This is a genomic window from Micromonospora sp. CNZ296 (genome assembly GCF_007827635.1).
The window spans coordinates 108,290-127,297 of sequence record NZ_VISW01000004.1; the positions used below are offsets into that span (position 1 = coordinate 108,290).

Genomic DNA, 19,008 nt, shown 5'->3' on the forward strand with positions numbered 1-19,008 from the left:
CGTGCGGGCATGGCCGCCACCGCACCCTCCGCCGCCGAGCGCGCCGCCGCCGCGTTGGCCCGGCTCCGGCACGCCCGGCTGCTGCATCCGGCCGGGCGCACGTTCGCCGGCGAGACCCGGATCTGGGGTACGCCGGGACCGCCGACCGGGGTGCCGCTGCTCGACCTGCCGGGCCGGTGGCCGGCCACGATCCGCCTGTCCAAGGGCGTGCCGACGCCGGGTGGCTGGCCGGACGTGCTGGGCGTGGCGGTACGGCTGCACCGCGATCCGGAGCCGCCGGTGGACCTGCTGTGGAGTTCCAGCGCCGCCGCGCCGGTGCTGCGGAACCTGCCGCTGCCCCGGCGGCGCTTCACCGGGACGTACACGTCGATCATGCCGTTCCGGGCCGGCGGGCGGCGGCTGTTCCTGGCCGTGCTGGCCGACCCGGAGTCACCCGACCTGGGTCGCGGCCTGGCCGAGGCCGGCGCGGCGGTGGCCGGCGACGAGCCCCGGCTGGTGCTGGCGGTCGCCTCGGCGGTGGGCCGGTGGCGGCCGTTCGGCGAGGTACGCCTCGACGACGAGCGCGGCGCCGCCGAGGACGCCGCGCTCGCGTTCGATCCGATCGGCAACGTGCCGCCGGGGTTGCGTCTGGCCGGCCCGCTGGCCCGGCTGCGGGACGACAGTTACCGGGGTTCCCGCCGGGCCCGGGGTGCCGGGCTCAGTCGGGCGGCTCGACGGGGGTGACGGTCTGCTCGGACGTGCGGTGCTCCAGCACCGTGTCGGGGGCGGCGTTCTGGTCCGCCTCGCGGATGTCGGACTCGGTGAGGATCGCGTCGGCCTGCGCCTCCGCGTCGTCGCTGCCGGCCGCCGCCTCCTCCGGCAGCAGATGCGCTCGGGACTCGATCCGTTCCTGGTCGCTCGGGTCGTGGCTCGTGGTCATGCCGATCACATACCCCGCGTTCCGCACTTCGGAACGACAGCGGGCTTTCCGCCGCGCGTCGGGTACGCTGGCCGACGTGACGCGGTCGTATCGATGGTTTAGGCAGCCGGCTGGAGGAGCCGGTGACTCGACCATGAGCTGACGTCACCACCTCTTCGAGCCGGCGGGCAGGGATCGATTTCCCTGCCCTTTCGTATGCGAGCAGCCGGCTCGATCCCCCCGGACCCGGCACGGGGGCACGGTCGGCGGAAGGAATCCCCACCGTGACCACGTCCCAGGACGCCCATCGGGTCATCGACCAGCGCATCGACCGTGTGGTGCCGCTGACCACCCCGGCCCTGCTGCACCACCACCTGCCGCTCGAGACCCCGCTGGCCGAGGCCGTCGTGGCGGGCCGCCGTGCCGTCGGCCGGGTGCTGGACCGCGACGACGACCGGCTGCTCGTCGTCGTCGGCCCCTGCTCCGTGCACGACCCGGCCGCCGCCCTGGAGTACGCGGGCCGGCTGCGCGAGGCCGCCGCCCGGGTCGCCGACGATTTGCTCGTGGTGATGCGTGTCTACTTCGAGAAGCCGCGCTCGACGGTGGGCTGGAAGGGCCTGATCAACGACCCGGCGCTGGACGGCTCCGGCGACGTGAACACGGGCCTGCGTACCGCGCGGGCGCTCCTGCTCGACGTGCTGCGGCTGGGCCTGCCGGTGGGCTGCGAGTTCCTCGACCCGATCACCCCGCAGTACATCGCGGACACGGTGGCCTGGGGCGCGATCGGCGCGCGGACGGTGGAGAGCCAGGTGCACCGGCAGCTCGCCTCCGGGCTGTCCATGCCGATCGGCATGAAGAACCGCCCGGACGGCAGCATCGCCACCGCCGTGGACGCGATCCGGGCCGCCGGGGTGCCGCACGTCTTCCCCGGCATCGACGTCTCCGGCACCCCGGCGATCATGCACACCCGGGGCAACGCGGACGGGCACCTCGTGCTGCGTGGCGGGGGCGGCCGGCCGAACTACGACGCGGAGTCGGTGGCCGGGGCGCTGGAACTGCTGCGGGCCGCGGGCCTGCCGGAGCGGGTGGTGGTCGACGCCAGCCACGCCAACAGCGGCAAGGACCACCGCAACCAGCCGCTCGTCGCCGCCGACGTGGCCGCCCAGCTCGCCGCCGGCCAGCGCGGGATCGCCGGCATCATGCTGGAGAGCTTCCTGGTGCCGGGCCGGCAGGACCTGGACCCGACCCGGGAGCTGGCGTACGGCCAGTCGGTCACCGACGCCTGCATCGGCTGGGACGCCACCGCCGAGGTCCTCGACCACCTCGCCCAGGCCGTGCGGGCCCGCCGGGCCACGCTCCCGGCGCCGGCCTGAGCGGGGTTGGGGCGAGTTTGACCGGTTCGGTGCCGGGTAGGTGGTCGGCGTGACCGATGACGCGCCCGTGACCGAGCAGCCCGACACCAGGCCGCTCGACGACCTGCTCGACGACATCTACCACGGCCAGGAGCGGATCACCCAGGCGGACATCTACCGCCGGGCGGTGGCCGCCGAACTCCCCGCGGAGCTGCTCACCCGGATCGCCGCACTCCCCCAGGGCGAGTACGCGGCGGACGAGGCGGCGGATCTGCTGGGCGGCACGGTCGCCTGAGCCCCCGGAAGACCGAGAGGACGCGAGATGACCGATCGCAACCCCGACCACGAGCACCTGGCGGCGCTCGGCCAGCCCCCGGAGGGCGTCGACACGCTGCCGGAGCCGGACTTCGCCAACGAGCACGAGCGCACCGCTGTGGACCGGGACGTCGTCACCGGGGAGGACGAGGACGAGCGGGAGCCGGAGGCGTCGCGCGGCTGGGCCGGCGAGGACCACGGCACCACCCCCACCTGACCGTGGGAGACACGGAAAAGGGGGCCGGCGCGCGCCGGCCCCCTTTCGTGTCCTCGGGTCACGCCTCGTGGCGACCGCCCTCGGCCGCCTGCTGGGCGACCGCGTACCCCATCTGGAGGAAGTCGGAGGCGGCCACCGCGGTCAGCGCGGTGGCGACCAGCCGGGTCAGCCGGGGCGCCAGCACCAGACCGCCGGTGAGCCCGGTGGCCACCCACACCGCCAGGCAGAACGGGCAGCTCACCAGCTCGCCGAGCGCGTGCCGGGTCGGGCTGCCCTCGTCGCGGACCTGCTCCATCACCTCGCCGCTGCCGATCGGGTGGTCGTAGCGGGTGAACGGCGCCCGCAGCGGGCTGGTGATCGCGTCCTTGGACAGCAGCCGGCTGAGCTTGTGCGTGGCGATCGAGAGCAGCACCACGTCCGCGGGCGTGGGCCGCTCGGGCACCGGCCGGCCGGTCGCGCGGACCAGGCCGATGAGCGCGGCTGTGACACCGGCGTACGTGCCCATCGCCTTCAGGTAGCCCTCCAGCGGCCGGTGCTCGTGCGGTGCGTACGCCTGGCGCAGGCGCGCCACCTTCTGCTTCAGGCCACTCCCGGTCAACCCGGCCTCCTCGTGCTCGTCGTGCGGGCCGGGCTCAACCGGCGGTCAGGTTGTCGGCCACCTCGCGGTCGAGGTTGGCCAGGATCTCGTCGGCCAGGTCGTGGTCCGGCCCGGCCAGGTCCAGCCGCACCCGGGCGCCGCCCGCGCCGGCCGGCTCCACGTCGATCTCGGCGGACCAGTCCGCGGCACTCCACCGGGCCCGCATGTCGTCGGCGTCGACGACCTCGACCCGGCATGTGCCGGAGCTGCGCAGCCGCTCGGGCAGCCAGGCCGAGGAACGGTCCGGATCGGTGGCCGTGTTGAACACCACCTCCGGCGGCGCGGACATGCCGCGCTCGGCGTGGCTGGCCATCAGGCGTCCCGCAGCCGGCTCGGGTCGACCTCCCGGCCGGGGTGCCGGGCCAGGTACTCCGTCTCCAGTTCGGCGGTGCGCCGCAGGTGGTTGGCGAGCGCCGAGTCGGTGGCGTGCCGCAGCGTGTCCAGCCGGGTGCGGTGCAGGCTCTGCATCTCCCGGACCAGGTCGTCGTCACCCAGCTCCACCGGGTCCACCCCGAGTTGCTCGCCGTCCGCGTCGACGGTACGGGCGTGGTCGCCGTCCCACTCCGCGACCCGCTGTTCCGGGCTCGCGTCCCGGCGTACCGATTCGGTCATCGTCGCCCCCTCGTCTCGTTCGGGTTGGCACCTGTTCGGATGCCCAGCGGGCGTGTCACCAAACCCCGCCCGGACTACGACGCCGTGTCGGAGACGACCGGCGGCCCCGGTACTCTCGTTGGCATGAATCGGCTCTGGACACCGGCGTGGATCGTCCGCCACGTGGCCATGGTCGTGCTCGTGGCGGGTTGCCTCGGCATGGGTTGGTGGCAGGTCACCCGCGCCGCCGGGGGGAACGCGATCAGCTTCGGTTACGCGATCGAGTGGCCGGTCTTCGCCGGTTTCGTGATCTTCGTCTGGTGGCGTGAGGTCCGCCAGACGCTGCGCGCCGCCGACCCGGCGTCGGCGCCGGCGGAGGACACCGCGCCGTCGGCCGGTCCCGCGCCGTCGGTGACCGCCGGCACCCCGGCGGTACGCCGGCCGGTGCGCGTCGTGCGGGCGCCGTCCGCCCCGGCCGACGGGGCGGACGACGCCGAGCTGGCCGCGTACAACAGCTACCTATCCTGGTTGAACGCCAATCCGGGCGCCCGGCCCGGCGACTATCCCGGCTGAGGCCGGTGCGGAAGGACGGACGACGGTGGGCGGAGCCTTTACCCGGTACCGCGTGATCGCCTGGATCGTGGGCGTGGCGCTCGTGGTGCTGGTCCTGATCGGCATGCCGCTGAAGTACGGCTTCGACAACCCGAGCGTGGTGGCCGTGGTCGGCGTGGCGCACGGCTGGCTGTACATGCTCTATCTGGCGCTCACGTTCGATCTGTCGCGCCGGGCGAACTGGCCGCTGAAGCGGATGCTGCTGGTGATGCTCGCCGGCACCGTGCCGTTCGTCTCGTTCTACGCCGAGCGGCGGGTGAGCCACTGGGTGGCCGCCGAGGCCCGGCCGCGGACGCCGGAGCCGGTCGCGGGCTGACCGCGTCTCACCGGGCCGGCCGCCACGGCTCGGCCGCCGGCGGGTCGGCCCAGCCGCCCAGCCGCGCCGCCTCCCGGGCCCGCCCCAGCGCGCGGGCGACCTGGCCGAACTGCCGCTCGTCGTCGCTGCTGAACAGCAGCACCTCGGTGCCGCGCACCCGTCCCCACAGCTCGTGCGAAGGGGGCCGCACGCGGTCGCCGATCAGCACGAGCAGCAGCGGCACCAGCCCGACGGCGCCGAGCATGAGGTACGCCCCGGCGGTGAGCCGGTGCAGGCCGCCGGTGAAGCCGAGCAGCAGGCCGACCGCGGCGATCATCGCGGCGGACACGGCGACCGCCCGGATCGCGAGCCGGTCGTGCGGCCCGCGGTCGGTCCGGAGCTGGGTGATCTCGGCCACCGGCCAGCTGTTGCGGCCGACGGTGAAACGCTCGGCGGTGACGACGATGCCGGGCCGGGCGTAGAGCAGCCTGGGTGCGGCCGGTCGCGGCGAGCGGGGCGGCTGGGCGGCGGAGCGGTCGGTCTGCACGGCGGCCTCCCGGGAGCAGGGATCCCGTGGTGGGATTTCCCGTCCGGGCTTCATTGTGTTGGCCTCGCGCCACCTGACCTCGGGGTTTCGGCGGTCGCGGGGGTCATCGGCCCGGCCCTGCCCGCCGGAAACAGAGAACGATTTCCGTCTTTGTCATGACTTTGCCTGGCGTTGCCTGGCGACATCCGCCCAGAACGACGAATCGGGCGAGTCGCCTCATCCACCCACCGGTTCCCCCTCATCACTTTCCGCCACTTTGCCAACTTTCGCCCCTGCTTGAACTCCCGACTACTGCGATCACGGGTTAGGTTGTCCAGGTCGGCCCGGTCGACAGCCGTCCACCCGGACGGCCCCGGGCCGGTGTCGCCGGGTCGCGAACGTGCCCGGCGACCGGTGGGAGAGGAGCTTTCCGCTCTTGTCGTCCTTACGGATGCTGCTCCGCTCGCTGGCGGTGGCCGGCCTCTCGGCCGCGTTGCTCGCCCCGGCGCAGGTGGCCCGGGCCGAGCCGACCCCCGCCGAGCTGACGAAGCAGATCGAGAAGTCCTCGACTGAGCTGGAGCGAATCGTCGAGTCCTACAACAAGCTCAACGAGGACATCAAGACCAACAAGGCCACCGCGGCCAAGTTGGAGGCCCGGATCGGGCCGCTGCAGGAACAGGCCGAACGCAGCCGCGCCGACGTGGGCGTGCTGGCCGCGACGGCGTACAAGACCGGCGGCATGCGCACCGCGGCGGCCCTGCTGGACCCGGGCGGCCAGGCCACCCTGCCGGAGCGGCTGGGCACGCTCGACCAGCTCACCCGCCAGCGGCAGCGCACCATCAACAGCTTCACCGCCGACCAGAAGCGGCTGATCGACCAGAAGACCGCGCTGGACGTCACGCTCGCCCGAGAGGCGGCGCAGGCCAAGCAGCTCAAGTCCGCGAAGACGCGGATCGAGGCGGACCTGTCCGACCTCTACGAGATGCGGCGCAAGGCGTACGGGCGGGCCACGGAGGCACCCGGCAACCCCAGCTCGGCGGGCAAGCCGCCGGCCGTCTCCGGCGACGCCGGCACGGCGGTGCGGTACGCCTACGGCGCGGTCGGCAAGCCCTACGGCTACGCCCAGGACGGCCCCGGCAGCTACGACTGCTCCGGCCTGACGCTCGCCGCCTGGCGGGCGGCCGGGAAGTCGCTGCCGCACAGCGCGGCGCAGCAGTGGGGGGCCACCACGCGGATCAGCCGCAGCCAGCTGCAACCGGGTGACCTGGTGTTCTACTCCGGGCTCGGGCACGTGGCGCTCTACGTCGGCAACGGCCAGATCATCGACGCGCCCAGCGCCGGACGCAACGTCAGCAAGCGCGGCATGAACATCATGACGATCGCCGGCTACGGCCGGGTCTGAGCACCGCGAAGACGGCGAACGGCCGGCGTCCCCCTGTCGGACGCCGGCCGTTCGCCGTTCATTGTTACCAGGTCAGGCCGCCTGGAGCCCCTCCGCGCGAGCCAGCTCACGCAGCCGGCCGAGAGCCTGGATCTCCAGCTGGCGGATGCGCTCGCGGGACAGCGAGAACCGCGACGCGACCTCGGTCAGCGAGTGCTCCCGCCCGTCCTCCAGGCCGTACCGCGCCCGCATGATGCCGGCGGAACGGTCGTCGAGGTGGTTGAGCAGGCCCTCGATCCGCTGCCGCTCCAGGCCGGTCAGCACGATCTCCTCGGGCGACGGCGCGTCGCTGTCGGCGACCAGGTCACCGAGGTTGGTGTCACCGTCGTCACCCACCGGGGTGTCCAGCGAGACGGTGTCCTGCGACCAGCGGACCAGCTCGTTGACCCGCTCGACGGTCACGCCGAGCGCGGTCGCGATCTGCTCCGGCTCCGGGTCGCTGCCCAGCTCACGGGTGAGCTGCCGGGCCACGTTGCGCATCCGGTTGACGTCCTCGACCAGGTGCACGGGCAGCCGTACGGTCCGCTCCTGCTGGGCGATCGCCCGGCTGATGGCCTGACGGATCCACCAGGTCGCGTAGGTGGAGAACTTGAAGCCCCGCTCGTAGTCGAACTTCTCGACCGCCCGGACCAGGCCGGTGTTGCCCTCCTGGATCAGGTCCAGCATGGGCATCCCGGAGCGCACGTAGCGCCGGGCGATCGACACGACCAGTCGCAGGTTCGCGCGGATGAACAGGTCCTTCGCGCGCTCACCCTCGGCGACCAGCCGCTCCAGGTCCTCCCGGTCGACGCCGTCGGGGATCCGATCCTCGTCGAGCAGGTGCTCGGCGTAGAGGCCCGCCTCGATCGCCTTGGAGAGGTCGACCTCCCGGGCGGCGTCGAGCAGCGGCGTCCGGGAGATCTCGTGCAGGTAGACGCCGACCAGGTCCCGCTCCTCGGCGACCTCGTCGGTACGCATGCCGATGTTCTTGTCCACGATTGCCACGGTCCCCTCGCTCGCGCCGGTTGCCCGGTTCCTTGCCATCCCCACGTTCATCAGCCCTCCCCGTAACCTCCGCTGTGCCCGTAGGTGCTGACACCTACACAACAGATGTGACGCGTCGGGGATTCCATGTCGTGAGTCGAAACTGTCACGAATGCCTGAGTAGTAGCTGAGAGCCCGGTCCATGTTTCCTGTTACCGGCCCGGTTCGGGCGGCTCGCGGGCGCCGTTTTCGGCGCACACCGGAGCTGCGAAATCGCCGTTCGCCCATGGAATGGCACCATTGCCTGTTCCATGAACACAGCGAGCCGCGTCACCGAGTCGTTGCGATCCTGGTCACTGCGAGATACGCGCCTGCGGACCGGTCGGTTCAGCCGTGCTCAAGGATTACCCTCCGCCTCGTTGAACAATCCGTGCGGGAGGAGTCGTCCCCTCCCTGCACGTGATACGCGTCGCACCCGCCTGGCGGATGCGCCGGGCGGGTGGATCGGCGGTACGGGGCCGGCCCGCGGGCGGGCCGGACGGTCAGGAGGCGAGCAGTTCGAGCGCGCCGCGTACCTGGTGGGCGGAGCGGGCCAGCGCGGCCCGGGCGGCCGGCACCTCGGCGCCGGAGACGAGCGCGACGAGCGCGGTCTTGAGGTCGCCGTCGGCCTCCCGCAGGGCGACCCGGCACACCTCCTCGGCGCAGCCGGTGGCCTCCATGAGAATCGAGATCATGCGGCCGCGCAGTTTGGCGTTGGTCGCCACCATGTCGATCATGAGGTTCGAGTAGACCCGGCCCAGACGCACCATCACGGCCGTGGAGAACGTGTTGAGCACCAGCTTCTGCGCCGTGCCGGCCTTCATCCGGGTCGACCCGGTGACCACCTCCGGCCCGGTGTCCACCCCGATGAAGACGTCCACCGACGCGGCGGCCTCGGCCTCCGGATTCGCGCAGAGCAGCACCGTACCGGCCCCCTGCGCCCGGGACGCGGCGAGCGCCCCGAGGACGTACGGGGTGCGCCCGCTGGCCGCCAGGCCCACCACGAGGTCGCCGTGGCGTACGCACTCGGCGGCGTCGGCGGCGCCACCGCGCTCGTCGTCCTCGGCGTCCTCGACGGCCCGCCACATCGCGTCCGGGCCGCCGGCGAGGTGCGAGCAGAACCAGTGCCGCGGCGAGTTGAACGTCGGCGCCAGTTCGGCCGCGTCCAGCACGCCGAGGCGACCGGAGGTGCCGGCCCCGAAGTAGTGCACCCGGTGCCCGTCGCGCAGCGCGGCCACGGCCAGGTCGACCGTCTCGGCGATCTCGTCCAGCACCGCGGCGACCGCGGCCGGCACCCGCCGGTCCGCCTCGTTGATCACGGTGAGCACGTCCCGGGTGGACATCAGGTCGAGGTCGACGCTGTGCGGGTTGCGCCGCTCGGTCGGCGCGCCGACGCGCACCACCGGTCGCACCGCCGCCACGCCGTCCCGCTCCACCCGACCCGCCGTCATCCCCGCCTCCGCCCGGGGCCGACCCGGTGCGACTGGACCGCCTCGGCGGTGGCCTCCAGGGCCTTCTTCGTCCGGGCCCGGCTGCGGGCGGCCACACCGACGAAGAGGCAGTCGACCACTGTGAGCTGGGCCAGCCGGCTGGCGGTCGCGCCGGAGCGGTATGTCGTCTCCCGGGCGGCAGTGGTGAGCACGTGGTCCGCGACCTCGGTGATCGGCGAGCGCGGGAAGTTGGTCAGCGCCACTGTCGTGGCACCGCGCGCCCGGGCCTGCTCCAGCACCTCGATGACGTCGGACGTGGTGCCGGTGTGCGAGATGCCGACCGCCACGTCGCCGCGGCCCAGCAGGGCGGCGGAGGTGAGCGCGGTGTGCACGTCCGGAAAGTAGAACGCGATGCGGCCGATGCGGTGCAGCTTCTGCTGGAAATCGGAGGCGACGAAGCCGCTGGCGCCCGCGCCGTAGACGTCGATCCGGCCGGCCGCGCCGATCGCCTCGACCACTCGCTCGCAGACCGCCGGGTCGAGCTGCTCGGCGGTCTCCTCCACGGCCCGGGCGTCGTTGAACGCGATCGTGGCGATGATCTGGGCGAGGTCGGCACCCGGCGGGATGTCGCCGCCGACCACCCGCGCGTCCGGCGGCTCGATCCGGCGGGCGGCCTCGGCGGCGAGCCGGATCCGCAGCTGGGGGTAGCCGTCCATGCCGACCGAGCGGCAGAAGCGGATCACTGTCGCCTCGGACGTCTCGGCGGCGGTGGCGAGGTCGGTGATCGTACGCCGGGCCGCGTCCGCCGGATCGGCGACGACCAGCCGGGCCACCCGCTGTTCGGCCGGGGACAGCGAGGGCAGCAGGCCGCTGATGTGGACGATCAGTCCACCGGGCTCGTGACTCGCAGAAATCTTCGAACTCTTCGCCACGGATGAAACTTACTTTCACACGGCGTGAGCGTCAACCATGACACCGCGTATCGGGAAATTTACCGTCTTCCGTGCCCGCCGCCGGGCCAAGGATCCCATTGTCGCAGCCCCGCCGCCTCATCCGCTCCGGTCGAGTCACTCCTGCCGCCCGACGTGCCGGTCCGCCGTCGCGCGGCAGGGCCTGCCTGGTCGGCCTCGACCGGACGGGCCGGACGGCCCACCGGTCCGTCGGCAGGGCGGTTGGCTAGCGTGTGTCCATGACGGAACGCACGGTGCTGGTGACCGGAGGCACGGGTGGGCTCGGCGGCGCGGTCACCGCCGCCTTCCTCGACGCGGGCTGGCGGGTGGTCGTACCCCAGCGGGAGCCCGGGACGGACGACGGCCCGGTCCGGGTCGTGGCCGACCTGCTGACGCCCGAGGGGGCCGCGCGGGCGGTCGAGGCCGCGACCGCCGAACCGGCCGCACCGCTGCGCGCGGTGGTCAACCTCGTCGGCGGGTACGCCGCCGGCGCCCTGGTGCACGAGACCCCGGTCGAGGACTTCGAGCGGATGCTGCGGCTCAACCTGCGCCCGACGTACCTGGTCACCCACGCGGCGCTGCCGCACCTCATGGCGTCCGGCGACGGCGCGGTGGTCTGTGTCTCGGCCCGGGCGGCGGTCACGCCGTTCCCCGGCGCCTCCGGCTACGCCACCGCGAAGGCCGCGGTGCGGGCGTTCGCCGAGACGGTCGCGGTCGAGTACCGGCAGCGCGGCGTGCGGTGCAACACCGTGCTGCCGAGCGTCATCGACACCCCGGCCAACCGCGCCGCCCAGCCCGACGCCGACCACGGGCGCTGGGTGCCGCCGGCCGAGATCGCCGAGGTGATCCGCTTCCTGGCCTCCCCCGAGTCCGCGCCCACCAGCGGCGCGAGCATCCCGGTCTACGGGCGGGCCTGAACCGGCACCGGCCCGTCCCGCCCGGCGCCACCGACCGGGCGGCGCGGGCCGGCCGGAGCCGGGCCGGGACCGGCTGACGGGTCGTCGGGCAGCCACTCGCTCAGGTGCGCCCGGATCCGGCGGGCCACCTCCTCCGGCGGGCCGTTGCCGTCCACCACCACGAAGCTGCCGTACTCCGGCAGGTCCCGGTACGCGGCGGCCGCGGCGGTCAGCCACTCCATGGTCTCGTGGTCGGTGCCGCGCCGCTCGATCCGCCGGTACGCCTCGGCGGGGTCGACGGTGAGCAGGAACGTCACCCGGGGCGCCGGGAAGATCCGGTACCCGGCCCGGGCCAGCCGCTCCCACCGCTGCCCGCCGTGTGCCCGGATGCTGGCGTACTGGCAGGCGGACCACCTGTCCATCACCGCGGTACGCCCGGTCACCAGACAGCTGAGCAGCGCGAGCGCGATGGCCAACCATCGCAGCACCGACTCGACCACGAGCAGGCCGTCGCGCCCGACGAGCCGCTGCGCGTCCGGACGGCCGACCCGCTGGGCGATACGGCCGAGCCAGCGTCGGCCACCGGCGTTGCGGTGGTACGTGGCGGGACGGCCGGCCGCGGTGAGCGCCTGGGCGAGCCGGTGGGCCTGGGTGGTCTTACCTGAGCCGTCGATGCCGATCAGGGCGACGGTGCGCAGTCGGGCCCTGCCCCGCCGCGTCCGCAGTGAGCTGGCCACCCTCCCGAGGTTATCCGACCGATGCTCACACCGGCCCGTATGTCGCTTTCCTGCCCTGGCGGGCCGATCGCGCCGCAACAGGTGTGACCGGAGCGTCCGCCGGGTACGCATCGTGGTCCCACCGCCCAATGACGACGAGGGAGCCGCAGATGGCCGAGCGCGGGGACGAGACCCTGGTGCACACGCTGAAGAAGGTCGCCGCCGTGCTCAAACAGTCCGAGATCCCGTTCGCGCTCGGTGGCAGCTTCGCGGTGTACGCGCACGGCGGTCACTCCAGCGACCACGACGTGGACTTCCTGCTTCGCGAGGTGGACGTCGACCGGGCGCTGGAGGCGCTGGTCGAGGCCGGCTTCACCGCCGAGCGCCCGCCGGAGGACTGGCTGGTCAAGGTCTACGACGAGGACCGGATGGTGGACCTGATCCACCGGCCGGTGGAGACGCCGGTGACCGAGGAGACGTTCGCCGACACGATCGTGCGCCCGGTCGACGCGATCCACATGCCGGTGCTCTCGGCCAGCCAGCTCATGGTGCACAAGCTGCTCAGCTTCTCCCAGCACTACTGCGACTTCGCCCGCGCCCTGCCGCTGGCCCGCTCACTGCGGGAACAGATCGACTGGGAACGGGTACGGAAGGAGACGCAGCACTCGCCGTACGCGGAGGCGTTCCTGGTGCTGCTCGACCGGCTGGACGTGCTGCCCGGCGGCGCGCCTGGCGGAAGGGAGACCCTGTGACCGGACTGTCCGGCGACATTCCCCCCGACGAGTACGTCGAGGCGGAGATCCAGAGCATGCTGGCCGAGGACCCGACCGTGGCCGAGCAGGGCATCACGGTGGTGCGGCGGGAGAACGGGCTGGTGCTCTACGGCGAGGTGGAGAGCCCGCACCGGCGGGAGGAGATCCTGCGGCGGGTGGCCGAGCGCTTCCCGGACACCCACGTGACGAGCGACATCGGGGTGATCCGCACGCAGGCGCCCACCCAGGTCGAGGAGTTGCCGTGAGGGAGGTTCGATGGTGATCCGGATCGCCGCCGTGGGCGACGTGCATCTGGACGAGGACGTGGTGGGCCGGTTCCGCCCCGCGCTGGAGGAGTTGCCCGGCTGCGCCGACGTGCTCCTGCTCGCCGGTGACCTGACCCGGCACGGCACCGAGGCCGAGGCGCGGTGCGTGGCCCGGGAGTTCGGCGACCTCGGCGTACCGGTGATCACCGTGCTCGGCAACCACGACCACCAGTGCGACGAGGTGCCGCAGGTGGTGAAGGTGCTGGAGGACGCCGGGATCACGGTGCTGGAGGGCACCGGCGTCGTGGTGGACACCCCCGGCGGACGGCTCGGGGTCGCAGGCGTGAAGGGGTTCGGCGGCGGGTTCGCCGGGCGGTGCGCCAGCGACTTCGGCGAGCCGGAGATGAAGGCGTTCGTGCGGACCACCAGGGAGAGCGCCGACGCGCTGACCGACGCGCTGCTCTCGCTGGACTGCGACGCGCTCGTCGCGCTCACCCACTACTCCCCCGTACCGGACACGCTCGCCGGCGAGCCGCTGGAGATCTACCCGTTCCTCGGCTGCTACCAGCTCGGTCAGGCGATCGACTCCGCACCTACCGCGCTGGCGCTGCACGGGCACGCCCACCACGGCACCGAGCGCGGCACCACACCGGGCGGGGTCCGGGTCCGCAACGTGGCCCACCCGGTGATCAAACAGGCGTACAGCGTCTTCCACCTGGGCGGTGATCAGCTCGACTGAGCGGGAGGTTTCCGGTATCGGGCGCACGGGTATCCAGCCGACATGGAGCTGATTCTCTGGATTCTCGCAGTCGTACTGGTGGTCGCCGGAATTCTCGCCCTGTTCCGCCGGCAGATCCTCTGGGGCATCGTCCTCATCGTCGTCGGCCTGCTGGTCGGCCCGGGTGGCGTCAGCATCTTCAACACGTAACAGCGGTTCTCGTACCCGCCGGGGTCGCCGGGCCCGGGTGTTCCGTCCTGCCGGACCGGAACGTCCGGGCCGGGTGACTCCGGCTTTTCCGCGTCCGGGTCCGGCGGCGCCCGGGCGTTTGCCGGGCCGGTCGAGCGGAAACATCTCGGCCATGGAGATGCCGCAGAGTGTCACCCGGCGCACCGCCGGAGCCCGCCAGTGGTTGGCGTTGCTCGGCTTCGGCGCCGCCACCTTCGCCGCCGCCGCGATCGGCGGGCTGGGTGTCCAGGGCACCTCCGCCGAGTACCAGGGCCTGGAGCAGCCCGCCTGGGCGCCGCCGTCGTGGCTGTTCGGCCCGGTCTGGACCGTGCTCTACGTGCTCATCGCGATCGCCGGCTGGCTGGTCTGGCGGCGGGTCGGTTTCGGCCCCGCGCTCTGGGCCTGGGTCGTGCAGCTCGTGCTGAACGCGATCTGGACCCCGCTGTTCTTCGGCGCCGGGGCGTACGGGCTGGCGTTCGCCGAGATCGTGCTGATGTGGCTGGCGATCGGGGTGACGGTGGCCCTGTTCCGGCGCGTCTCCCGACCGGCCACGCTGCTGATGCTGCCGTACTGGGCCTGGGTGACGTTCGCGTCCGCGCTGAACTTCGCGGTGTGGCGGCTGAACTCCTGACCGGTACGGGCGCGGGAGCCGCTCGCCCCCGCGCCCGCCCGGTTCAGCAGCGGGGTACGCCCGGGATGTAGCCGTCGTACCCGGTGTAGACGTACGCGTCGGAGATGAACCGGCCGGAGCCGATCCGGTCCCAGATCGAGCTGGTGCCGTAGGTGCCGGTGACGCTGGTGCCGCTGGTCTGGCACTGGATGGTCACCTTCGCCCCGTCGGCCACCGTGCCGACCGAGCTGTAGCCGGTGCCGGGGCCGGAGCGGACCGTCAGCGGGGAGCCGGCCGTGTTGACGGTGCCCTCGCCGGTGTTCGTCCCGCCGCAGCCGTTGTCACTGGTGTAGGTCTTGGTGCCCCAGTAGAGCGCCTGGACGCCGTTGAACTTGATCTTCACAGAGCTGCCGTTGAGACGCTGCTCGTAGTGCAGGTGCGGGCCGGTGGAGCCGCCGGTCGTGCCGACGTACCCGATCACCCGGCCGTAGCCGACGGTCTGCCCGACGGAGACGTTGAAGGCGTTCAGGTGGGCGTAGTAGGTGGTGTGACCGCCGCCGTGGTTGATCCGGACGTACTTGCCGTAGCTGGTGTCGCCGAGGTTGGTCACCACGTCGACAGTGCCGGGTGCGCTGGCGACCACCGGGTCGCCCAGGTCGTCGGTGCGGTTGAAGTCGATCGCGTTGGCCGGGCTGTGGTTGGTCCGGGTCTGACCGGACCAGGACTGGTTGCACGGGAACGGGACCTTGAACGTCGGGGCGGCCATCGCCGGCGCGGCCGGTACGAGGGTCGCCGCCAGGACCGCGGCGCTCGCCCCGAGGGCGAGCCATCGCTTACGCATCCACTGCCTCCAATGTTGAAAGTCTTCAATGTGATGCGGACATCCTGACAGAAAGTTCCGTTCCCGGGAAGATTCGTGGGAGCGCACCCATCACCGGTGGTCAGGGTTTCGGGATTGTTACCGGGCCGTGTCCGGCCAGGGGTGGACCCGGCACGATGCAAGCGCTTACATGTGAGGACGACCATCGGACCGGCGCGGGTTCGATCCCCCCACGCGCCGGCAAGGAAGGAGATCGGCATGGCGTTTGCCAGATCGCGCCAGGCGCTCGCGGTCGCCGGCGTCCTGGGGCTGGCGCTCGGCGTCGCCGCCTGCGGCACCGGCAACGACAAGAAGAGCAGCAACGCGGGCTCGGCCGAGTGCGGCGCATATGAGAAGTACGACGGTCACGACGGCAAGAAGGTGACCATCTACTCCTCGATCCGTGACATCGAGGACGAGCGCCTCCAGCAGTCCTGGAAGGAGTTCGAGGACTGCACCGGCATCGAGATCGACCACGAGGGCTCCGGCGAGTTCGAGGCGCAGCTGCCGGTGCGGGTGGACGGCGGCAACGCCCCCGACCTCGCCTTCATCCCGCAGCCGGGTCTGCTGAAGCGGTTCGTCGACTCGGGCAAGCTCAAGCCGGTCGGCGCCGACACCAAGGCGATGGCCGAGCAGAACTACTCCGCCGACTGGCTGAAGTACAGCACCGTCAACGGCCAGCTCTACGGCGCCCCGCTCGGCTCGAACGTGAAGTCCTTCGTGTGGTACTCGCCGAAGACCTTCAAGGAGAAGGGCTGGACGGTCCCCACCACGTGGGACGACATGATCAAGCTCTCCGACCAGATCGCGGCCAGCGGCACCAAGCCGTGGTGCGCCGGCATCGAGTCCGGTGACGCCACCGGCTGGCCGGCCACCGACTGGATCGAGGACGTGCTGCTGCGTACCGGCGGCCCGGACGTCTACGACAAGTGGACCACCCACGAGATCCCGTTCAACGACCCGCAGGTGGCTGACGCCCTCAACCGGGCCGGCAGCATCCTGAAGAACGAGAAGTACGTCAACGGCGGCTTCGGCGGCGTGAAGAGCATCGCCACCACCTCCTTCCAGGAGGGCGGCACGCCCATCACCGCCGGCAAGTGCGCGCTGCACCGCCAGGCGTCCTTCTACGCCAACCAGTGGCCCGAGGGCACCAAGGTGGCCGAGGACGGCGACGTCTTCGCGTTCTACTTCCCGGCCATCGACCCGTCGAAGGGCAAGCCGGTGCTGGGCGGCGGCGAGTTCGTCGCGGCCTTCGCCGACCGTCCCGAGGTCCAGGCGGTGCAGACCTACCTGGCCTCCGGCGAGTACGCCAACAGCCGCGCCAAGATCGGTGACTGGGTCTCCGCGAACAAGAAGCTGGACCTGAACAACGTCCCGAACCCGGTGGACAAGCTCTCCGTGGGCATCCTCCAGGACGAGAAGACGGTCTTCCGCTTCGACGGTTCGGACCTGATGCCGGCCGCGGTCGGCGCCGGCACCTTCTGGAAGGGCATGGTGGCCTGGATCAACGGCAAGGACACCACCGCCGTCCTGAACGACATCGAGGGCAGCTGGAAGTGATCTAGCAGGTGGCCCGGTCCGCGGACGCGGACCGGGCCACCTCTGCTAGCCGAACCCTTGAGGGAGGGTCGATGGAGTTCGACTTCGCGGCGGAGCAGCCGAAGTTCCTCATGCTCATGTACGGGCTGATCGCCTTCGTCGCGGTGGTGGGCGGGCTGCTCCTGCTTCTCGACGTGGTGCCGTCGTTCTTCGCCCGGCGCCGGGAGGCGCAGCTGGTCGCGGCCTCCGCGAGCGGCGCGCCGCTGCCCCGCCGGCGCAAGCAGCGCGAGGGCACGTTCGCGTTCTTCTTCCTGTTGCCGACGCTGCTGCTGCTCGCCGTCGGGCTGGTGGTCCCCGCCATCCGCACCACGCTGCTCTCCTTCATGGACTCCGGCAGCAACAACTGGGTGGGCCTGGACAACTACCGCTGGATGTTCGCCGAGGACTCGATCGTCCGGGTCCTGATCAACACGCTGATCTGGGTGCTCCTGGTGCCGCTGGTGGCCACCGGGTTCGGCCTGATCTACGCGGTCCTGGTGGACAAGGCCCGGTTCGAGGCCGTGGCCAAGTCCCTGATCTTCCTGCCGATGGCGATCTCGTTCGTCGGCGCCTCCATCATCTGGAAGTTCGTCTACGCCTACCGGGGCGAGGGCGACCAGATCGGCCTGCTCAACCAGATCGTGGTGAGCCTGGGCGGCGAGCCGAAGCAGTGGCTGCTGGACTCGCCGCTGAACACGTTCCTGCTCATCGTGATCATGGTGTGGATCCAGGCCGGTTTCGCGATGGTGGTGCTCTCCGCCGCGATCAAGGCCATCCCGGCCGACATCGTCGAGGCGGCCCGGCTGGACGGCACCACCCCGTGGCAGATGTTCTGGCGGATCACCATGCCGAGCATCCGGCCGGCGCTGATCGTCGTGGTGGTGACGCTGTCCATCGCGACGCTCAAGGTCTTCGACATCGTCCGGACCGCCACGAACGGCAACTACGACACGAACGTGATCGCGACCGAGATGTACAACCAGGCGTTCCGCTACCAGGAGAACGGTCAGGGCTCGGCGCTGGCGGTGTTCCTGTTCGTCCTGGTGATCCCGATCGTGATCTACCAGATCCGCAACCTGCGCAAGCAGCGGGAGGGCTGAGATGACCACCGCCACGCCCACCGTCGGAGTCGGCGCCCAGGCCACCGAGCCGACCACCCGGGGCGCCCGGGTGCGCAAGCGCCTGAACAGCCGTACCGCCACGCTCGTGTCGATCGTGATCGCGGTGCTCTGGACGATCCCGACCTTCGGCCTGTTCATCTCCTCGATCCGGCCGGAGAACGAGATCAAGACCACCGGGTGGTGGACGTTCTTCAGCAACCCGCAGATCACGCTGGAGAACTACCAGGAGGTGCTGTTCAGCCGCGGCTCGTCCGGGCAGCTGGCCAGCTACTTCATCAACTCGCTGGCGATCACCATCCCCTCGGTGCTCTTCCCGCTGGCCTTCGCGTCGCTCGCCGCGTACGCGCTGGCGTGGATGAACTTCAAGGGGCGGGACTGGGTCTACATCGGGATCTTCGCGCTGCAGATCGTGCCGTTGCAGATGGCCCTTGTGCCGCTGCTGCGGTTCTTCTCCACCGGCGTCACCATCGCCGGGGTGCAGATCCTCCCCGCGTGGGACCTGGTCGACGAGCAGAAGTTCGCCCAGGTGTGGTTCGCGCACACCTGCTTCGCGCTTCCGTTCGCCGTGTTCCTGCTGCACAACTTCATCTCGCAGCTCCCCGGCGACCTGATGGAGGCGGCCCGGGTCGACGGGGCCACCCACCCGAAGATCTTCCGCACCATCGTGCTGCCGCTGATCACGCCCGCGCTGGCGGCGTTCGGCATCTTCCAGTTCCTCTGGGTCTGGAACGACCTGCTGGTCGCGCTGATCTTCGCCGGCGGCGGCGACGAGACCGCCCCGATGACAGTCCGGCTCGCGGAGCTGGCCGGCACCCGCGGCAACGAGTGGCAGCGGCTGACGGCCGGCGCGTTCGTGTCGATCGTCGTACCGCTGATCGTGTTCCTGTCCCTCCAGCGCTTCTTCGTGCGAGGTCTGCTCGCCGGCAGCGTCAAGGGTTGATCCGGCGCCCCGCCGCCGGCACGGCCGGCGGCGGGGTCCGGGTCACAGCGGGGAGCTC

The 19,008-nt window shown here is 71.8% G+C and carries 25 protein-coding genes and 1 pseudogene; 16 read left to right on the forward strand and 10 right to left on the reverse strand.

Going from position 1 to position 19,008, the window contains the following annotated elements:
• The first annotated feature begins 9 nt into the window (after positions 1-9).
• Positions 10-723 (forward strand): hypothetical protein, encoded by a 714-nt coding sequence (locus tag FB455_RS08560; RefSeq protein WP_013288140.1) that lies wholly within the window; start codon positions 10-12, stop codon positions 721-723.
• Here FB455_RS08560 and FB455_RS08565 read toward each other — a convergent pair.
• Positions 698-919: a hypothetical protein gene (locus FB455_RS08565; protein WP_013288141.1), complete on the reverse strand. Its 222-nt coding sequence runs from the start codon at positions 917-919 to the stop codon at positions 698-700. The two genes, FB455_RS08560 and FB455_RS08565, sit on opposite strands and share 26 nt — an antisense overlap.
• 254 nt (positions 920-1,173) lie before the next feature.
• On the opposite strand from FB455_RS08565, the gene FB455_RS08570 reads away from it, so the two are divergent.
• The 3 genes from FB455_RS08570 to FB455_RS08580 are packed head-to-tail and all read left to right on the forward strand — an operon-like array spanning position 1,174 to position 2,782.
• Positions 1,174-2,271: a 3-deoxy-7-phosphoheptulonate synthase gene (locus tag FB455_RS08570; RefSeq protein ID WP_030271308.1), complete on the forward strand. Its 1,098-nt coding sequence runs from the start codon at positions 1,174-1,176 to the stop codon at positions 2,269-2,271.
• Between the two features lie 40 nt (positions 2,272-2,311).
• Positions 2,312-2,545: a hypothetical protein gene (locus tag FB455_RS08575; RefSeq protein WP_018786980.1), complete on the forward strand. Its 234-nt coding sequence runs from the start codon at positions 2,312-2,314 to the stop codon at positions 2,543-2,545.
• Between the two features lie 27 nt (positions 2,546-2,572).
• The gene (locus tag FB455_RS08580; RefSeq protein ID WP_013288144.1) at positions 2,573-2,782 is read left to right on the forward strand and encodes a hypothetical protein; all 210 of its coding nucleotides are present in this window, start codon (positions 2,573-2,575) and stop codon (positions 2,780-2,782) included.
• 58 nt (positions 2,783-2,840) lie between these two features.
• Here FB455_RS08580 and FB455_RS08585 read toward each other — a convergent pair whose 3' ends face one another.
• Genes FB455_RS08585 through FB455_RS08595 form a run of 3 tightly spaced genes read right to left on the reverse strand, consistent with a single transcriptional unit; the run spans position 2,841 to position 4,031 of the window.
• Positions 2,841-3,380 carry a DUF1360 domain-containing protein gene (locus tag FB455_RS08585; RefSeq protein ID WP_145752824.1) on the reverse strand — a complete coding sequence of 180 codons (540 nt, stop codon included), beginning with the start codon at positions 3,378-3,380 and terminating at the stop codon, positions 2,841-2,843.
• Positions 3,381-3,414: 34 nt separating this feature from the next.
• A complete protein-coding gene (locus FB455_RS08590; RefSeq protein WP_013288146.1) occupies positions 3,415-3,732 on the reverse strand; it encodes a hypothetical protein in 318 nt (105 codons plus the stop codon).
• Complete coding sequence (locus tag FB455_RS08595; RefSeq protein ID WP_013288147.1) at positions 3,732-4,031, reverse strand: DUF6158 family protein; 300 nt, start codon at positions 4,029-4,031, stop codon at positions 3,732-3,734. Before FB455_RS08595 ends, FB455_RS08590 begins: the two co-directional genes overlap by 1 nt.
• A gap of 123 nt (positions 4,032-4,154) precedes the next feature.
• Between FB455_RS08595 and FB455_RS08600 the strand changes: the two genes are divergently transcribed.
• Both FB455_RS08600 and FB455_RS08605 read left to right on the forward strand, forming a co-directional pair.
• Positions 4,155-4,583: a hypothetical protein gene (locus FB455_RS08600; RefSeq protein ID WP_041799106.1), complete on the forward strand. Its 429-nt coding sequence runs from the start codon at positions 4,155-4,157 to the stop codon at positions 4,581-4,583.
• Positions 4,584-4,608: 25 nt separating this feature from the next.
• Complete coding sequence (locus FB455_RS08605) at positions 4,609-4,938, forward strand: DUF3817 domain-containing protein (protein ID WP_013288149.1); 330 nt, start codon at positions 4,609-4,611, stop codon at positions 4,936-4,938.
• 7 nt (positions 4,939-4,945) lie between these two features.
• Here FB455_RS08605 and FB455_RS08610 read toward each other — a convergent pair whose 3' ends face one another.
• A complete protein-coding gene (locus tag FB455_RS08610; RefSeq protein WP_013288150.1) occupies positions 4,946-5,464 on the reverse strand; it encodes a DUF6232 family protein in 519 nt (172 codons plus the stop codon).
• A gap of 415 nt (positions 5,465-5,879) precedes the next feature.
• On the opposite strand from FB455_RS08610, the gene FB455_RS08615 reads away from it, so the two are divergent.
• On the forward strand, positions 5,880-6,845 hold the full coding sequence (locus FB455_RS08615; protein ID WP_013288151.1) for a C40 family peptidase: 966 nt from the start codon (positions 5,880-5,882) through the stop codon (positions 6,843-6,845).
• Between the two features lie 72 nt (positions 6,846-6,917).
• Here FB455_RS08615 and FB455_RS08620 read toward each other — a convergent pair whose 3' ends face one another.
• From FB455_RS08620 to FB455_RS08630, 3 genes are all read right to left on the reverse strand, one after another.
• Positions 6,918-7,907, reverse strand: coding sequence for a sigma-70 family RNA polymerase sigma factor (locus FB455_RS08620; RefSeq protein WP_041784543.1), 990 nt, complete (start codon positions 7,905-7,907; stop codon positions 6,918-6,920).
• 482 nt (positions 7,908-8,389) lie between these two features.
• Entirely contained in the window at positions 8,390-9,337 is a 948-nt protein-coding gene (murQ, locus tag FB455_RS08625; RefSeq protein WP_013288153.1) for an N-acetylmuramic acid 6-phosphate etherase, read from the reverse strand.
• The gene (locus FB455_RS08630; RefSeq protein WP_013288154.1) at positions 9,334-10,248 is read right to left on the reverse strand and encodes a MurR/RpiR family transcriptional regulator; all 915 of its coding nucleotides are present in this window, start codon (positions 10,246-10,248) and stop codon (positions 9,334-9,336) included. The genes murQ and FB455_RS08630 overlap by 4 nt, the downstream gene beginning before the upstream one ends.
• A 257-nt stretch (positions 10,249-10,505) precedes the next feature.
• On the opposite strand from FB455_RS08630, the gene FB455_RS08635 reads away from it, so the two are divergent.
• Positions 10,506-11,183 carry an SDR family NAD(P)-dependent oxidoreductase gene (locus tag FB455_RS08635; RefSeq protein WP_013288155.1) on the forward strand — a complete coding sequence of 226 codons (678 nt, stop codon included), beginning with the start codon at positions 10,506-10,508 and terminating at the stop codon, positions 11,181-11,183.
• Here FB455_RS08635 and FB455_RS08640 read toward each other — a convergent pair.
• Positions 11,168-11,899 (reverse strand): dTMP kinase, encoded by a 732-nt coding sequence (locus FB455_RS08640; protein WP_145752826.1) that lies wholly within the window; start codon positions 11,897-11,899, stop codon positions 11,168-11,170. The two genes, FB455_RS08635 and FB455_RS08640, sit on opposite strands and share 16 nt — an antisense overlap.
• A 149-nt stretch (positions 11,900-12,048) precedes the next feature.
• On the opposite strand from FB455_RS08640, the gene FB455_RS08645 reads away from it, so the two are divergent.
• The 5 genes and pseudogenes from FB455_RS08645 (at position 12,049) to FB455_RS08660 (ending at position 14,473) form a co-directional block, all read left to right on the forward strand.
• Complete coding sequence (locus tag FB455_RS08645) at positions 12,049-12,630, forward strand: nucleotidyltransferase (protein ID WP_013288157.1); 582 nt, start codon at positions 12,049-12,051, stop codon at positions 12,628-12,630.
• Between the two features lie 56 nt (positions 12,631-12,686).
• Positions 12,687-12,896, forward strand: coding sequence for a hypothetical protein (locus FB455_RS08650; protein WP_225319459.1), 210 nt, complete (start codon positions 12,687-12,689; stop codon positions 12,894-12,896).
• A gap of 10 nt (positions 12,897-12,906) precedes the next feature.
• Positions 12,907-13,687 (forward strand): annotated as a pseudogene (locus FB455_RS08655) (metallophosphoesterase family protein).
• Positions 13,678-13,824 carry a GPGG-motif small membrane protein gene (locus FB455_RS34225; RefSeq protein ID WP_013288160.1) on the forward strand — a complete coding sequence of 49 codons (147 nt, stop codon included), beginning with the start codon at positions 13,678-13,680 and terminating at the stop codon, positions 13,822-13,824. The pseudogene FB455_RS08655 and the gene FB455_RS34225 overlap by 10 nt, the downstream one beginning before the upstream one ends.
• Before the next feature lie 151 nt (positions 13,825-13,975).
• Positions 13,976-14,473, forward strand: coding sequence for a TspO/MBR family protein (locus tag FB455_RS08660; protein WP_013288161.1), 498 nt, complete (start codon positions 13,976-13,978; stop codon positions 14,471-14,473).
• Between the two features lie 43 nt (positions 14,474-14,516).
• On the opposite strand, the gene FB455_RS08665 is transcribed toward FB455_RS08660, so the two are convergent.
• Complete coding sequence (locus FB455_RS08665; protein ID WP_013288162.1) at positions 14,517-15,293, reverse strand: M23 family metallopeptidase; 777 nt, start codon at positions 15,291-15,293, stop codon at positions 14,517-14,519.
• A 237-nt stretch (positions 15,294-15,530) separates the two neighbouring features.
• On the opposite strand from FB455_RS08665, the gene FB455_RS08670 reads away from it, so the two are divergent.
• The 3 genes from FB455_RS08670 to FB455_RS08680 all read left to right on the forward strand — a co-directional run bounded on the left by FB455_RS08670 (position 15,531) and on the right by FB455_RS08680 (position 18,950).
• Entirely contained in the window at positions 15,531-16,871 is a 1,341-nt protein-coding gene (locus tag FB455_RS08670) for an ABC transporter substrate-binding protein (protein WP_013288163.1), read from the forward strand.
• Between the two features lie 71 nt (positions 16,872-16,942).
• Complete coding sequence (locus FB455_RS08675) at positions 16,943-17,989, forward strand: carbohydrate ABC transporter permease (RefSeq protein ID WP_013288164.1); 1,047 nt, start codon at positions 16,943-16,945, stop codon at positions 17,987-17,989.
• 1 nt (position 17,990) lies between these two features.
• Positions 17,991-18,950, forward strand: a complete 960-nt coding sequence (locus tag FB455_RS08680) for a carbohydrate ABC transporter permease (protein ID WP_030271330.1) — start codon at positions 17,991-17,993, stop codon at positions 18,948-18,950.
• The last annotated feature ends 58 nt before the right edge of the window (positions 18,951-19,008 follow it).

Bases quoted from the DNA above. Each gene is read 5' to 3' on its own strand.
- FB455_RS08560 (WP_013288140.1), top strand. From the start codon at position 10: ATGGCCGCCACCGCACCCTCCGCCGCCGAGCGCGCCGCCGCCGCGTTG.
- FB455_RS08565 (WP_013288141.1), bottom strand. From the start codon at position 919: ATGACCACGAGCCACGACCCGAGCGACCAGGAACGGATCGAGTCCCGA.
- FB455_RS08580 (WP_013288144.1), top strand. From the start codon at position 2,573: ATGACCGATCGCAACCCCGACCACGAGCACCTGGCGGCGCTCGGCCAG.
- FB455_RS08590 (WP_013288146.1), bottom strand. From the start codon at position 3,732: ATGGCCAGCCACGCCGAGCGCGGCATGTCCGCGCCGCCGGAGGTGGTG.
- FB455_RS08595 (WP_013288147.1), bottom strand. From the start codon at position 4,031: ATGACCGAATCGGTACGCCGGGACGCGAGCCCGGAACAGCGGGTCGCG.
- FB455_RS08600 (WP_041799106.1), top strand. From the start codon at position 4,155: ATGAATCGGCTCTGGACACCGGCGTGGATCGTCCGCCACGTGGCCATG.
- FB455_RS08620 (WP_041784543.1), bottom strand. From the start codon at position 7,907: ATGGCAAGGAACCGGGCAACCGGCGCGAGCGAGGGGACCGTGGCAATC.
- murQ (WP_013288153.1), bottom strand. From the start codon at position 9,337: ATGACGGCGGGTCGGGTGGAGCGGGACGGCGTGGCGGCGGTGCGACCG.
- FB455_RS08635 (WP_013288155.1), top strand. From the start codon at position 10,506: ATGACGGAACGCACGGTGCTGGTGACCGGAGGCACGGGTGGGCTCGGC.
- FB455_RS08645 (WP_013288157.1), top strand. From the start codon at position 12,049: ATGGCCGAGCGCGGGGACGAGACCCTGGTGCACACGCTGAAGAAGGTC.
- FB455_RS08650 (WP_225319459.1), top strand. From the start codon at position 12,687: ATGCTGGCCGAGGACCCGACCGTGGCCGAGCAGGGCATCACGGTGGTG.
- FB455_RS34225 (WP_013288160.1), top strand. From the start codon at position 13,678: ATGGAGCTGATTCTCTGGATTCTCGCAGTCGTACTGGTGGTCGCCGGA.
- FB455_RS08660 (WP_013288161.1), top strand. From the start codon at position 13,976: ATGGAGATGCCGCAGAGTGTCACCCGGCGCACCGCCGGAGCCCGCCAG.
- FB455_RS08665 (WP_013288162.1), bottom strand. From the start codon at position 15,293: ATGCGTAAGCGATGGCTCGCCCTCGGGGCGAGCGCCGCGGTCCTGGCG.
- FB455_RS08670 (WP_013288163.1), top strand. From the start codon at position 15,531: ATGGCGTTTGCCAGATCGCGCCAGGCGCTCGCGGTCGCCGGCGTCCTG.
- FB455_RS08675 (WP_013288164.1), top strand. From the start codon at position 16,943: ATGGAGTTCGACTTCGCGGCGGAGCAGCCGAAGTTCCTCATGCTCATG.
- FB455_RS08680 (WP_030271330.1), top strand. From the start codon at position 17,991: ATGACCACCGCCACGCCCACCGTCGGAGTCGGCGCCCAGGCCACCGAG.